General features: G+C 24.5%; 15 protein-coding genes. 2 read left to right on the plus strand and 13 right to left on the minus strand.

The features are described 5' to 3' along the window. Positions 1–6: 6 nt before the first annotated feature. From J8J04_RS00340 to dnaX, 7 genes are all read right to left on the minus strand, one after another. Positions 7–2019, minus strand: coding sequence for a DNA topoisomerase subunit B (locus J8J04_RS00340; RefSeq protein WP_212330742.1), 2013 nt, complete (start codon positions 2017–2019; stop codon positions 7–9). 328 nt (positions 2020–2347) lie between these two features. Further along, positions 2348–3964, minus strand: coding sequence for a CTP synthase (locus J8J04_RS00345; RefSeq protein ID WP_212330745.1), 1617 nt, complete (start codon positions 3962–3964; stop codon positions 2348–2350). A 123-nt stretch (positions 3965–4087) separates the two neighbouring features. Further along, a complete protein-coding gene (locus tag J8J04_RS00350; protein ID WP_212330748.1) occupies positions 4088–4957 on the minus strand; it encodes a phosphatidylserine decarboxylase in 870 nt (289 codons plus the stop codon). 73 nt (positions 4958–5030) lie between these two features. Continuing rightward, a complete protein-coding gene (locus tag J8J04_RS00355) occupies positions 5031–5678 on the minus strand; it encodes a CDP-alcohol phosphatidyltransferase family protein (protein ID WP_212330751.1) in 648 nt (215 codons plus the stop codon). 165 nt (positions 5679–5843) lie between these two features. Next, complete coding sequence (gene rpoE / locus J8J04_RS00360; RefSeq protein WP_212330754.1) at positions 5844–6359, minus strand: DNA-directed RNA polymerase subunit delta; 516 nt, start codon at positions 6357–6359, stop codon at positions 5844–5846. A gap of 98 nt (positions 6360–6457) precedes the next feature. Continuing rightward, complete coding sequence (locus J8J04_RS00365) at positions 6458–6742, minus strand: YbaB/EbfC family nucleoid-associated protein (RefSeq protein WP_212330756.1); 285 nt, start codon at positions 6740–6742, stop codon at positions 6458–6460. A 39-nt stretch (positions 6743–6781) separates the two neighbouring features. After that, complete coding sequence (gene dnaX / locus J8J04_RS00370; protein ID WP_308705495.1) at positions 6782–8602, minus strand: DNA polymerase III subunit gamma/tau; 1821 nt, start codon at positions 8600–8602, stop codon at positions 6782–6784. Between the two features lie 315 nt (positions 8603–8917). Here dnaX and J8J04_RS00375 point away from each other — a divergent pair, with 315 nt between their 5' ends. Then, a complete protein-coding gene (locus J8J04_RS00375; protein ID WP_212330760.1) occupies positions 8918–9124 on the plus strand; it encodes a hypothetical protein in 207 nt (68 codons plus the stop codon). 337 nt (positions 9125–9461) lie between these two features. Here J8J04_RS00375 and J8J04_RS00380 read toward each other — a convergent pair whose 3' ends face one another. Then, on the minus strand, positions 9462–9668 hold the full coding sequence (locus J8J04_RS00380) for a hypothetical protein (RefSeq protein WP_212330762.1): 207 nt from the start codon (positions 9666–9668) through the stop codon (positions 9462–9464). A gap of 230 nt (positions 9669–9898) precedes the next feature. Here J8J04_RS00380 and J8J04_RS03085 point away from each other — a divergent pair, with 230 nt between their 5' ends. Beyond that, complete coding sequence (locus J8J04_RS03085) at positions 9899–10642, plus strand: hypothetical protein (protein WP_225885791.1); 744 nt, start codon at positions 9899–9901, stop codon at positions 10640–10642. 5 nt (positions 10643–10647) lie between these two features. Here J8J04_RS03085 and J8J04_RS00390 read toward each other — a convergent pair whose 3' ends face one another. The 5 genes from J8J04_RS00390 to J8J04_RS03340 form a co-directional block, all read right to left on the minus strand. Further along, the gene (locus J8J04_RS00390; RefSeq protein WP_212330764.1) at positions 10648–10809 is read right to left on the minus strand and encodes a hypothetical protein; all 162 of its coding nucleotides are present in this window, start codon (positions 10807–10809) and stop codon (positions 10648–10650) included. Between the two features lie 1855 nt (positions 10810–12664). Further along, the gene (locus J8J04_RS00395; protein ID WP_212330767.1) at positions 12665–12823 is read right to left on the minus strand and encodes a hypothetical protein; all 159 of its coding nucleotides are present in this window, start codon (positions 12821–12823) and stop codon (positions 12665–12667) included. 240 nt (positions 12824–13063) lie between these two features. Then, positions 13064–13213 carry a hypothetical protein gene (locus J8J04_RS00400; RefSeq protein WP_212330770.1) on the minus strand — a complete coding sequence of 50 codons (150 nt, stop codon included), beginning with the start codon at positions 13211–13213 and terminating at the stop codon, positions 13064–13066. A 478-nt stretch (positions 13214–13691) separates the two neighbouring features. After that, entirely contained in the window at positions 13692–13853 is a 162-nt protein-coding gene (locus tag J8J04_RS00405) for a hypothetical protein (RefSeq protein ID WP_212330773.1), read from the minus strand. Positions 13854–14219: 366 nt separating this feature from the next. Then, a complete protein-coding gene (locus J8J04_RS03340; protein ID WP_212330776.1) occupies positions 14220–14315 on the minus strand; it encodes a hypothetical protein in 96 nt (31 codons plus the stop codon). Positions 14316–14494 lie beyond the last annotated feature (179 nt).

The following is a 14494-nucleotide window of genomic DNA, read 5'->3' on the forward strand; positions in this document are numbered from 1 at the left end:
TAACAATTAAACATCAAGTTCTGCTTCTAAGGCTTTAGCTAAAATAAAATTTTTTCTTGGTAAAACTTTTTTACCCATTAACGTATTAAAGGTTTGATCAGCCTCTTTCATGGCTTCTTCTTGAGTTAACACTGTTAAAGCATCTTGTAAAGTAGCTTTTAAAAGGGTTCTTGTTTCTGGATTCATCGTTGTTTCCCATAATTGATCAGGATTCATCTCTCCTAAACCTTTATACCTTTGGAATCCCTCTTTAATATTTTTTTGTAAAGCAAAAGTTTGTTTATGCTTTTCTTCATAAAAATAAGTAATATTTTTACCTTTTTGATATTTATATAAAGGAGGTCTTGCAAAATAAATATAACCTTTATCAATTAAAACTCTAAAGTTTCTAAAAAAGAAAGTTAAAAGCAAAGTTCTAATATGAGCACCATCAACGTCAGCATCTGTCATAATAATAATCTTATGATAACGGATTTTTTCAAAAGGAATCTCTTTGGTCTTACCAACGTTAACGCCAACCCCAATTGCTTGAATTAAGGATTTAATTTCTTTATTGGTTAAAATTTTAGAAGATTGTGTTTTTTCAACATTAAGGACTTTTCCACGCAAAGGAAGAATAGCTTGAAAACGTGAGTCTCTTCCTTGTTTAGCAGAACCACCAGCAGAATCACCTTCAACAATATATAATTCAGAAACTTGAGGATCTTTACTACGACAATCAGCTAATTTAGAAGCAAACCCTAAAGAATCAAGAGGTTTATTTCTAGTAATTTCACGAGCCCTTTTAGCCGCTAATCTAGCATTTGCTGAAAGTAAACATTTGTCAATTATTTTTTTAGCACTTTGAGGATGTTCTAATAAAAATTTTTCTAAAAATTCACCAAAAAGTTGTGAAACAATAGCTCTTACTTCTACATTTCCTAATTTAGCTTTAGTTTGACCTTCAAATTGAGGATATTGATGTTTTAAAGAAATGATAGCAGTAATTCCTTCTAAAATATCTTCACTCATTAAATGTTCGTCTTTTTTTAAAAGATTAAATTCTTTAGCATATTTTGAAATATTACGATTTAAAGCTAATTTAAACCCTTCTTCATGAGTTCCCCCTTCGTGAGTATGAATGTTATTAACAAAAGAGTAAATTTTTTGTGTTTGAGTATAATTTTGAACTATTTGATCATCTGTTTCTACATCTTTATTTGATTCTTGCATTTGTTGTTTTTTATTTTTTTGATCAACAGTATATTCAAAAGCAACTTCTAAGGTCAAACCAGGAAGCTCTTTTTCTAAATAAAAAATATCATGAAAACATTTTTGATGATGTGTTTGATCAATAAAATTAAGATAATCTTGTAACCCAGCTTCATGATAAAAACTAAAGCTAACAGCTTCATCTTTTCTGTTGTCAATTAAATTTAATTTTAGCTTTTTATTTAAAAAAGATAATTGTTGCAATCTATCTTTTAAAATTTGTAAGTTATAAACAGTGGTTTCTTTAAAAATTTTGGGATCAGCTAAAAATTTAATAATAGTCCCTTTACGATTAGTTTTTCCAACGATTTCTAAGGGGGTAACAGCCACACCCTTTTCATATTTTTGATAATGGATTTTTTTATCTAAATGAATTTCAACAGTAAACCAACTAGATAAAGCATTAACAACAGAAGCCCCCACACCGTGAAGTCCACCAGAAATTTTATAAACAGAACCATCAAATTTTCCACCTGCATGCAAAGTGGTTAAAATAGTTTCTACCGCTGGTTTCCCTGTTTTAGGGTGAATTCCTACAGGTATTCCTCGACCATCATCAGTAACACTAATAACATCTCCTGGCATAATTTCTAAAGTAATTTCATTAGCATGTCCTGCTAAAGCTTCATCAATAGAATTGTCAATAATTTCCCAAACTAAATGATGTAATCCTTTGGCAGCAGTAGAACCAATATACATTCCTGGTCTTTTTCGTACTGCTTCTAAACCTTCTAAAATCTGAATACTATCAGCATTGTATTTTTTCAAAAGAATGAGTGCTCCTTTTTTAAGTTTATTTGATAATTTACTTTTTTTAGATAAATAGATAAAAAAATATAAAAATAAGATTATTTTATAATTCCAATCTTAAGATATTATAGCATAAAAGAGGTAGTCATGGTAAAAATATGTAGTTAAATATTGGAATTAATCGATTTTTTATCTTTATTTTTTGAATAGTAATATAGCAATTATAAATGAGTTATAAGATTATTTTTAAAAAAGAAAAAACCATCACCAATGATGGTTTATTTTATTTAATTCAATCCCTTTCAAGAATTGACATTGATATCAGCAAATAGTAACAACCTTTTAATTATTTTTGATTTTGCAAAGATGTCTTAATAAAATCTTTAAATAAAGGATGTGGTCTTAAAGGTCTTGATAAAAATTCAGGATGAAATTGCACTGCAATAAACCAAAGATGATTCTTAAGCTCAATTACTTCAGGCAGATTTTTTTCTAAATTAACACCTGTAATCATAAAATCATTAGTTTTTTCAAATAAAGCAAAATAATCAGGATTCATTTCAAAACGATGACGATGTCTTTCATAAACTGTCTTTTGTTGATAAATAGTTTTACTTTTACTTCCTTCTTCAAAATCACATTGATAAGAACCTAATCTCAAAGTTCCTCCTAAATCCGTAGTAGTAATTTTTTTAGTAATAACTGGATGAGGGGTATCTTGATCAATTTCAATTGAATTAGCATAATTTAAGCCCAAAACATGACGAGCATATTCAATCACTGCTAACTGCATCCCAAAGCAAATTCCAAAAAAAGGGATATTATTTTCGCGAGCATATTGAATAGCTATAATTTTACCTTCAATAGCGCGAGCCCCAAAACCATGAGGAACTAAAATACCATAACAACCTTGCACCAAAGAAGCAATATTTTTTTGATTTACTTTTTCAGAATCAATCCATTTAATTTCAAGATCACAATTATTATCATAAGCCGCATGTTTTAAAGCTTCTACAATAGATAAATATGCATCATGTAAAACAACATATTTTCCAATTAAAGCAATTACTGCTTTCTCCTTTAAATTTTGAATCCTATTAACTAAATGATGCCATTTGGTTAAATCAGCTGGATTATTATTTGATAATTGAAAATGTTGTAAAATAAAATCATCAATCCCTTGTTGATGTAAATTAAGAATAATTTGATACAAGACATCAACATCTAAAGCTTCAAAAATAGCTTTATCTTCAATATCACATAAAGATGCTATCTTCTTTTTAGTTTCTTGATGAATAGGAATTTCACTTCTTAAAACTAAAATTTGTGGTTGAATTCCTAAAGAACGTAATTCTTTCACACTATGTTGCGTAGGTTTAGTTTTAATTTCTTTAGCTTTTTTCAAATAAGGGATTAAAGTAGTATGTAAATATAACACATTATGATATCCAAATTCATGTCTACATTGTCTAATAGCCTCTAAAAAAGGAGCTGACTCCATGTCTCCTACTGTTCCCCCAATTTCAACAATCACTACATCTGATTGATGAAAAAAGGCTGCTTCTTTTAATTTATGTTTAATTTCTTCAGTAATATGAGGGATCACTTGCACAGTTTTTCCCAAATAGGATCCTTTTCTTTCTTTATTAATCACACTTTGATAAATTTGTCCTGCTGTCACATTAGATCTTTTACTCATATTTTCATCTAAAAATCTTTCATAATGCCCTAAATCAAGATCGGTTTCAGCGCCATCATCGGTAACAAAAACTTCTCCATGTTGATAAGGACTCATAGTTCCAGGATCAATATTAATATAAGGATCTAATTTTTGCAAACTAACTTTTAAACCTCTATTTTTCAAAATTATCCCAATAGAAGCAGCAGAAATCCCCTTGCCTAAACTAGAAACAACTCCTCCAGTAATAAAAATAAATTTAGTTTTTAAATGTTGATGATTCAAGCACTTAAGTCCTTTCTTTATAACAATTATTTATAATAATACCAAAAATTTAAATATTTTTGCAAACAAACACGAAAAATAAGTACTATCGAAAGAAGAAAGCCAAAATTAAAATAAACTTTATTAAGCTATTTTTTTACCAATTACTTCAGCAATTTTAATTTGAGTTTCCCAATTTTGTTGAGTATGTTTTAAAATACGAGGATCAAAAGATACAATATTTTTTTTTACTAAAATAACAACAGTAGAACCTCCACATTCAAAAAAACCTTTTTCTTGACCTTTTTGAAAACTTTGACAAACATGATTTTTAATTTTGCCAACCAATAAAGCTCCTACTTCCATTTGAACAATTTGATAAAAATTTTTAGTTTGTAAAACACTATATTCTCTTGTATTTTCTTTAAAAACATTAAAACTTTGAAAAGCAATAGGATTTACTGTGTGCAATTTCCCTTTGATTTTATGAGGTTTCCCTAAAAAAATTCCTTCATCAACAAAAAGATAGCGATGATAATCATGAGGTTCTAAACGAAAAACCAACAAATAACCTTCTTGATATTGACTAGCCAATGATGGATTTTGCAATAAATCAAATAAACTATAATCAGTATCTTTAATACAGTAAAAAGCATTTTTGGTAATCGGATAAATACTTAATTTAGCTTCACAAGGACTAATAAAAGCGGCATTATCGCGTTCAAAAGTAATTGTTTTATATTTTCTAGTAAAAAAATCATTATAAGATTTAAATTTATTTTTTTCAAAATTATTAATCATAATTTGATGTTTTTTAATAATTTTTTGGGCATACCGACAAGACCAATGAGTGTACCAATATAAGGTAACAATCCATGAAATAGGTCTTGTAATTAATATTTTTACAAGAATTCTTTTAAAAAGATTTTTTTCTATATTGTGATATAAAAATTTTTGAATAGCAGAAGCAGAATCTTTGGTAATCGTTTCTCCTTGTAAATTAACAATTTTCATTTTTTTACTCACTTTAATGTATTTTTAGACAAATTTTATACATTGCAACTTAACCATTTCGCAAATTTGAACATTATAAAACAGAAATGATCCAAAAACTTCCCAAAAAAACAGAAATAATAATCATAATTTTTTTATTTTTGAATTTTTTTAATTCAATTTTTTTAAAAAGAAATAAAAAAGTTAAAAGAAGAAGGCAAACGAAATGAATCCAAAAAAAAGTACTTTTATCAGTTGATAACACGTTTTTAAAAATCTTTTGTAACAAACCTAAACAAGGAAAAACAATAGCTGAAGTGGTTACAGGAATACCAATAAATTTTTGAACTTGAGAATAAGAAGCAATATGCTCCTCAGTTAACACATTGTAATAAGCTAATCTAACTAAAGCGGCCAAAATGTATAAACTCCAAAAAAACCAAATTATTGTAGGTATGTTATCTTGCGGCAATAAAGTATAATTAATAAAAACAGGCAAAAGGCCAAAACTAATCATATCAGCTAAAGAATCAATTTGTACCCCATATTTTTTTTCCAATAAAGTACGATTTTTTTTAGTTCTACTGACCAACCCATCAAACATATCTAAAATTCCTGAAATTAAAAGAAAAATTAAAGCATATGAATATTTACCATGAACAGCAAATCCAATACCACAAAAACCACTTATTAAATTAAGATAAGTTAAATAAGTAGTATAATTGTATAAACCTAAAAACACATTAAACCTCATTTACTAATTTTTTAAAAAATTGTTCTTTTCATCATTTTAACCTTGGTATTTTTATTTCTTTTTGCAAACTCTAAGCAGAAAGGAAAAATATAAAAAATCCTTTATCCAACAAATGAATAAAGAATAAGAGTTTAAAAATTGCCAAAATAATGTTTATTTATCATAAAAATATTCATAATCATCAAATGAATCATCATAATTGTTATTTTTATCATCTGATGTTTCATCAGTATTCTTTTTGGATTCTTCTGAATTATCTTGTTCATTTTCCAAAAAATTATTTTCTAATTCATTCTGATTATTAGAATCATTTTCATCAATTTCTGATTTATCAACCATAAAATCTATAAAATCTAAATTTTTAACCGCAATTTCATCAGGGTTAGATTCAAGTTGTTCCACATAAGGTTTTTCAAAAAAATCTTGATCCCAATAGGCTTTATTATTTTCTTTAATAAACAAAGAATGATCATCACAAAAAACAAATTGACCACTTAAAGTAATATCTAAATAAAGTTGATTAATAGTTTGCACATCTTTAAAATCTTTAATTTTGTGTTTTTTACATATTTGTTTTAATAAATCATAAATAGCAATAGGCTTATGTTGCTTTTGCATAATTTCATAAGCAGTTTCTAAAAGTGATTTAGAAGTTTTTATTATTTTCATAATTCATGATCACCTCTTTTTAATAATTTTTTTAATTTATAAAATTTGTTATTATGTTAACAACACTCATCAAAAAAACTTAATAGTTGCCAAATAATTTAAAATTCTGTTAAGTCAACTGATACTCGACCCATAATTTCTTTAGAAGTTTTTTCTAATTTCTTTAAAGCTGCGTTAAAGGCTAATAAAATACTTTCTTGTAATATTTCTGTATTACTATTTTTTTCAATAATAACATCTATTACTTGTTTTGTTCCTTGTAAAACAATAATAACATTACCAGCTTTACCAATAAATTCTTGTAATTCTAATGTTCTTTGAGCACTTTCAATTGCTTCTTGTATTTTTTGTAATTTTGTCAACATATTAGATTTAGTTTCCATGTTTCCTCTTTTATTAACCCCTAATTAACTCTTTATTTGTTAATTAATTATTTCTACCATATTTTTACCAAAAAAATCATAAGCTAATTGTACAATAAAAGGCATTTTAATGGATGATGCAGCTTTAGTTTTATAAAAATTAATATCCCAATTACAATTTGTTAAAAAAACATCAATCGACTTATTAGCATTATTTTGTAAAAAAGTCATTAAAGATTGCCAATCTTCTTCTAAAAGGCAAACATAATTTTTAATTAGTTCGCTTTTGGCATTTAAAAGATTAAGCACATTAACTTTCATAGTCTTTTTCAACATTTGTTGACAAGCTATTTTATCTTGATATACCAAAATCATTTCTTTAGTTTGACTCAAAGCTACTAATTTCCCTTTATACAAAAGTGTAGCAGTAGTTTTTTTAAACGAATGTTGATAATGATTTTGTAATTTATCCCAAAAATTGACAATCATTTGTTTTTGAGATTGGTTATCTTGCAACAAAATATTATAAACTGTCATCAGTAAATTTTTAATCGAAAAGATATCATAATCTGGTGTTAATGTTTGCTTCAAGAATTGGGTTTTATTAGCGAAGTTCAAAGGGGGTTTTTCCAAAAGATAAGGATTTGTTGAATTATCCTTGAGCAATAACTTAGTTAAAGGCTTTGCTTGTGCACTATGAATTGTTTTAGTTGATGGGAATTTTTGACTATCATCTAAAGGTGAAGACACAGGGTTTAAAGAGGTTAAAGTTTCTTTTTTAGAGATTTTGTGATCAATCATACAAATTTGTAAAAAGGCAATTTCCACAAAAACCTTTTTTTGTACACTTTTTTTAAGATCTTGCTGTAATTTAATCAAAGTTTTAACAATGACATCAATATGATGAAAAGCATCATAATTTAAGGATAAGGGTTGATTAGTCATTGTATTTTTAGTATTTGTATTTTTAAAAGTCACTTGGTTAACATCTGCTAAACGTAAGAAGAGATAATCTTTACAAGAAGTAATTAAATCAATAATTAATAATTCTAAATTTTTACCCGCATCACAAGCTTGTTCTAATAATTGCAAAGCTTTATGAGGTTGTTTATCCATCAAAGATTGCAACAAATTTTTTAAAAAGGTACCTGAAACAAGTCCTTTTACCTCTAAAACATCTTCTGAAGTAATTAAATTATTTTGATAAGAGCTAATTTGATCCAATAAACTCAAAGCATTACGCATACTACCTTCAGCATAATTAGCAATAGTTTTACAAGCATCATCAGTGATCACAATTTTTTCTAAATGAGTCACTTTTTGTAATTGCCCAATAATATCTTTTGATGATAAATTTTCAAAAGAAAAACTTTGAGCTCGCGATAAAATAGTTTCTGGAATTTTATAAATTTCAGTCGTAATTAAAATAAAGATAACATGTTGCGGTGGTTCTTCTAATATTTTTAACAAAGCATTAAAGGCATTAGAAGTAAGCACATGTACTTCATCAATAACATAAATTTTATATTTTCCTACATGAGCTTTATATTGGATTTTATCATGAATTTCTCTAATTTCATCAACTCCATTATAAGAAGCTCCATCAATTTCAAAAACATCAGTATTAGTTGTCATATTATTTTGACACGACTGACATTGATTGCAAACATCTCCTGCTTGAGGTTGAAAACAATTGATAGCTTTGGCAAATATTTTGGCTAAAGTAGTTTTGCCAGTTCCTTTGTTACCACTAAAAAGATAACAATGATTAATTTTTTGATATCTAATAGTATTTTTAAGAATTTGGATAATAATTTTTTGACCGACAACATCTTTAAAAGTTTGAGGACGATATTTTCTATATAAAACTAAATAAGACACTATCAACTCCCTTGGCATAACTATCTTTATCATAATTATGATATTAATAAATTTAATAAATAATCAAATCACGCATATATTAAATATTTAAATATAAAAAAATCTCTTAATTATTATAACATATTATGAGAAGAAAATAAAAATACTTTTTGATTATTATCATTTTCAAATGACTAGTTTCATGATACTAAAATATTATCAAAAAAGATGCACTTAATAATATGTAATTATTGTAAAAAATTGATAATATCAATTAATTAGATAGTAGTTAATATGTGTAATTATTTAGGAATATATAAATAACATGTTCAAAGAATGATTAAAGAATTTGGAGAACATAGTGGTCTTAATTTTTCCGAAGGTATTTTTGATGAAAAAGAGCATGATAAAGAAAATAAAAAAGATGAATCAAATGATTTAGATAAATTATTAAAAGAAAATTTAAAATTAAAAAAAAGATTATCTAATTTAAAAAATCCTTTAATAGTAGAAAATATAGAAGATAATGAAAATGTTTTTTAAATTTTGATTTTCTGAAATATTTATTTACTTTTAATGTTTTAAAAGATTTTTATTATTTATTATATGATTTATTTTATAATATTTTTTTAACTAAACCATCTTTTTTATTTAATTATGAGGTTGGTTGGAATAAAAATTTTATTAATATTTTTAATTTTATTAAAGTGATATTTTTTTTATATGGGAACAACTAACTATTTTAATTTATCCTTTAAAACTATTTTCTTCTTTGTTTAATTTTTTAATTGATATTTTAACAAATTTTTGTTGATGTTTTTAAAAATAGTTTCAATGGTATTATTATTCATCTTAAATCTTTTTTTGATATTCTTAGTAATCAAAAATATTTAACAGCAACTCCTGAGGAATTAACAAGTGGAAAAACTGTTATTTTTACTATTCTTTCTGCTGCTGTTTCCAGTGTTGTTGATGGTCCTGTTGGTGATGTTGCAAATGTTTTTGATAAAATGACTAGTACTGCTTGTAAAATGGGAATTTTTATTATTAAAATTGCAAATGCTATTATGTTATGTATTATAAGCATTCAATCTTTTTTAATTAAATTTTTTATTAATGTGGTTTATTTGATGATTAATTTTGCTTTAAGAATATTAGATGTTTTTGTAATTGTTCTTAAAATATGGTTATTATTATTAAAAAATGTTATAATAATTTTAAGTTTTGTTTTATCATTTTTAATGAATTTTATTTATTTATTTGCTTTTGAATAAATTAATATAAAACAAAATTATTATTAGAAAGGAATATATATTTATGAGATTAATTAAAATAAAAGGTAGATATTATCATTTAATTCCTTTTTTAATTATTACTGGTGTTTTAATTTTTTGTTTTTTATTAATTGCCTCAGCTGCTTATCGTTATCATTTAGCAACCAAGGAAAGACGTAAATTACAAAATATAGATATTGAACAAAAAGCAAAAGAACTTAATGTTTCATTACATGAAAAAAATAAAAATTTAGAAAAAGAAAATAAGGAATTAAAAAATAAAAATAAATTTTTAGAATTTAAACCTTATCAAATTATAAAAACAAACGGAGATATAGAATATTATACTTCAGATAATAAAAAGTTAATTAAAACTATTAAATCAGATAACAAAGTTATTTTTCATAAAATTAATGAATTAGATATTAATTATTATAAAAATTTGGGAGCAACTTTTAAAGATTTAAAAGATTTAGGATTTACACTTAAAGAATTAGTAGATGCAAAATATAATGTTAAAGAATTAAAAGATACAGGATTTACAGCTAAAGAAATATTAGATACAAGATCAATATTAACTTTAAAAAATGCAGGATTTACAGCTAAAGATTTAAATGATGCAAAATATACAGCTAAAGAAGCAAGAAATGAAGCATATACACTTAAAGAATTAAAAGATGCAGGATATACACTTAAAGAATTAGTAGATGCAGAATATTTACCTAAAGAATTAGTAGATGCAGGATATACACGTGGACAATTAAGAAGTTTAGGATTTACAATTTAAAATAATTAATCAAGTTTATGTTCAGCAATAAGGGAAGACATATTAAGTAATGCACCATTCTTTCTCCCTCCCTCTTCATTCTTTTTTAGATCTGTGTTTGCTGATTCTGTTTGTTTAATCCTCATATAATTAAAAGTGTCTTTTTTAAGAGAGCTTGGTCGCTTCATCCGCTTGTCAATCCTCACAATATTTAAAACATTAAGTACACCAAAATCGAATGTAAAAAAAGGATTTTTTTATGTGAGATTTTGGGCTTAATGTTATATTGTGGGTTAGGATTGATAAGACGGATAAATGAAGTGACTAAGCTATATTATATTTATAAAATCATAAATGAAAAATAATTATATTATATTTAAATGAATTTACAATGAATAAAGAAGATGTTAAATTATCTTTTCATGCTTAAAAAAATATTTAATTCAATTAATAATAATAAAAATTTAAGTAATTTTGAAAAAGAAAAAAATGAAAAAGATTATCAAAATAATTTATTTTTTTCAAAACTACTGATTTTGGTTTAGGTTGTATTTCTCATTTTACTAATTTATATTTTTATCGTCTTATTTCATCAACGCAAGATAATAGATTAAAAAAACTTAAAAAAACAAAAATAGCTTTTATTAATCGTGAATTAAAGGAATTTGGTTATAATTTTTTTAATTCTGATATTATTAGATGATTTGGTATTTTCTTGCTAAAACTAATTATAATTTAAAAAATAAATAAAGAAAAAGTACAATTTATTAGAGATAAAATAAAAGAACTACCTCAATTTAACGATTTTAAAAGTTATTTTGATGATGAATATTATTCAAAATTAGAAAATAATGATAAAAAATTAAATTCAATTTATAAAAAAAACATTTGTTTAATTATTGGCAAAGATAAAGATAATATTGATAATGGATGGGGAATTAGTGAAAATAAAAAATTTAATTATTCCTAATATTTTTAAATTATGGGATGATATTGTCGATAGCAAAAGTGGAATATTTAATTTAAAACGATTAAATCCACGTTCTCAAAATTTATAAATATTTTATAAAGATAATGAACAAACTAATAAATTATAAACATTTATTTCAATTTTCTTTAAGTTGTAAAAAATTACCTATTATTAAAACTATAAAATATTTACCTTTCGATTTAAACACAATCTCAATATCATTTAATAGGTTTTTATCTTATAAATATTTTAGATTTTAAAAAAGGTCATCCATTTTTTAAATTATTAAGAAATGATATTTTAAGAACAAATAATAAAAAAGTTTGTTTTAAAGAAAATAGTTTAAATTCAATTGATTTTGAAAAAAATAAGAATCAATATTTATCTAAATATATTAAATTTAAAGGCAAATTATCTTTTTTTTATGGAACTATTTTTTATGCCAAAAAATTGTTTAAAAATTATTTTAATAGTAAAAAATATTTTAAGACATGTTTATTATTAAATAAATGTTTTAATCTTAATAAATTAGAAACTTATAAAAAATTTAGTAATAATTTAGACAAACAAATAAGATACATTCAATTTAATAATTATATTAATTTTTTATATCAACGATTTACTTAATTATATAAATATTAAGAAAGGATTTTATTTTTAATTTAATTATCATATATTTTACCCTCTTTTTTAGAGGGTTTTTGGTGTTTTTTTTACATTTTTATGTTATAAAACCTTAAAATTAAGGTAATAATATAGGTATAAATAGTGAAAGATAAAGGTTAGTTATAAATGTTAATTCCCAAAGCAAAAATAAATAACTTTCAAATTATTTAGCATTTATCACCTATTCCTCCTTGAAAATCTTGAAAAAATTTATCAACAGTTTTTTCTAATAAAACTTCTTCAACTGCTTTTATTGATAAATTCACTATAATTTCTTTTAACAAAACATCACTAAATTTAATATTTTAGTTTTCGTTTGCGAGAAACAAAGTTAAAAACTTTATCATTAAATCAAGGAATTAAAGTAACTGAATTTAAAAAATAAGTTTGGTATACTTAACTAGCTATTATTTTAGCAACTTGATGAATAGCAACAGATTTTTTTCAGCTTCATTATATTTATTAATTTTAAGAATCCCTAATAAAATATTATCTTTAACTTTGGCCATTAATTCATCGTTAATTTCTTCAAAATCACCAGTTACTTGTAAAATAGCCATTTCCATTCAAAATAGCTTTTAATTGAGCGCCACTGAAACCTTGAGTTTATTGAACAAATTGTTCTATATTTTTGAGGATCATCCCTTTTTTTATTTTTTTGCATGAAGGGATAAAATAGCTTTTCTTACTTCAAAATCAAGGAGTAGCAATTTTACCTTATAATCAAATCTTCCAGAACGCAATAAAGCAGAGTCTAGAAATTCAAATCCATTGGTAATCGCTATTACAATAACAAGAGCTATTTATTATTTGGATTTAAAACCATCTATTTCAATCAAAAACGTGGTTAGAACTTCTTTTTCTTTTTGATGAAAACGTTTTTGCTGGTTCCAAAAAAAAAAAAAAATAAATTTCATCAATAAAAATAATACTTCCTTTAGGAGAATTATTTTCATTTTTGTTTTCAACTTCTAAATAGGATTCTTTAAATACCCTTTTGACTTTTGTAAACACTAGCACCATGAATTATTTGTAAAAAATCGGTTCCATTGTAAGAAAAAAAGGGACACCCGATTCCTCTGCTACTACTACTTTTTCAAATATTTTCTTATTGATTCACTCTTTTGGCTTTATATCATTGTTTTCTAGTTATATTTGCTTTTGTTAAAATAAGAGATGATTAAAACATGATGTATAAAAAAATAATAAAAAGAATATCAAACACAAACTAACTGTTTTATTTTTAAAATAATTGTAATGCCTCATCATTACCATTGTTTAAAAATAGATCAAAAAAAACAAAATAAATAATAAATAAAACTTTTATACACGTTTTAATTTTTCCAAATATTATATATTTTTTTAATTTCTGTTAATAAATAATAATACATTTTGGAGTTAGCAATTAGATATTTTTTAGTATTTTCATAACCCTTAGGCTATCTTCTCACCTTTATAACTATAACAAAATCCTTTTTTTTGCATTAAATTGTGTCTAGTAGTTATTTCTACAACTTCTCCTACTATTTGTATATCTCTTTTACCATAAACAATATCAATCATAGCTGTTTTTAGGGGTGATTTCGGGATTGCCAAACATTAATTCCAGTTTTTTTCTATTAATTGATTGATATAAATAACAATTGTGTTAGTTTTGGCAATAATGTCTAACTGTTTTTACGCATGGCTTTAACCCATCATTCTAACCTTGAAGAACTATATAATTGCTGCTCATATTGCCTACTAATTCAGCTTCAGGGACTAAGACCCGTTAAACAAAATTGACAATTAATAAACTAATATGAACGCTATCGATTAATTTAAAAGAAATATTTAAAAATTGTTCTCCGGAATTAGGTTATAATAAATAAAATTTATTCCTATCTACGCCAATAAATTTGGCATATATAAAACGCATCTGCATGTTCAGCATCAATAAAAGCAATATTTCTCATGGCTTTTTTACACTTCTACGAAAGCATGTAAAACTAAAGTAGTTTTATCTAAGCTTTCGGGGCAAAAAAGTTCAACGATACGGCCTTTGGAATAACCTCCCATTCCTCATACAATATCAAGTGATAAGGATCCTATTGAAATAACTTCATTTTCTTTGTTTGATTTTTATTAATTTTAAAAAGTTAAATTAGTTTATCTTTATCTGTATTTTTTGAGCGATGATTATTACTGTTTAACTTATATAGTTTGCTAGTTTACAACAATTTTACATTAAATAAAAA

The sequence above is a fragment of the 'Fragaria x ananassa' phyllody phytoplasma genome (assembly GCF_018274325.1).
GTDB lineage: Bacteria > Bacillota_I > Bacilli_A > Acholeplasmatales > Acholeplasmataceae > Phytoplasma.

Bases quoted from the DNA above. Each gene is read 5' to 3' on its own strand.
- J8J04_RS00380 (WP_212330762.1), bottom strand. From the start codon at position 9,668: ATGCTTATAATACATAACATAATAGCATTTGCAATTTTAATAATAAAA.
- J8J04_RS00395 (WP_212330767.1), bottom strand. From the start codon at position 12,823: ATGGAAATGGCTATTTTACAAGTAACTGGTGATTTTGAAGAAATTAAC.
- J8J04_RS00400 (WP_212330770.1), bottom strand. From the start codon at position 13,213: ATGAAAATAATTCTCCTAAAGGAAGTATTATTTTTATTGATGAAATTT.
- J8J04_RS00390 (WP_212330764.1), bottom strand. From the start codon at position 10,809: ATGAAGCGACCAAGCTCTCTTAAAAAAGACACTTTTAATTATATGAGG.
- J8J04_RS00350 (WP_212330748.1), bottom strand. From the start codon at position 4,957: ATGAAAATTGTTAATTTACAAGGAGAAACGATTACCAAAGATTCTGCT.
- J8J04_RS00375 (WP_212330760.1), top strand. From the start codon at position 8,918: ATGATTAAAGAATTTGGAGAACATAGTGGTCTTAATTTTTCCGAAGGT.
- J8J04_RS00365 (WP_212330756.1), bottom strand. From the start codon at position 6,742: ATGGAAACTAAATCTAATATGTTGACAAAATTACAAAAAATACAAGAA.
- J8J04_RS03340 (WP_212330776.1), bottom strand. From the start codon at position 14,315: ATGGGAGGTTATTCCAAAGGCCGTATCGTTGAACTTTTTTGCCCCGAA.
- rpoE (WP_212330754.1), bottom strand. From the start codon at position 6,359: ATGAAAATAATAAAAACTTCTAAATCACTTTTAGAAACTGCTTATGAA.
- J8J04_RS03085 (WP_225885791.1), top strand. From the start codon at position 9,899: ATGAGATTAATTAAAATAAAAGGTAGATATTATCATTTAATTCCTTTT.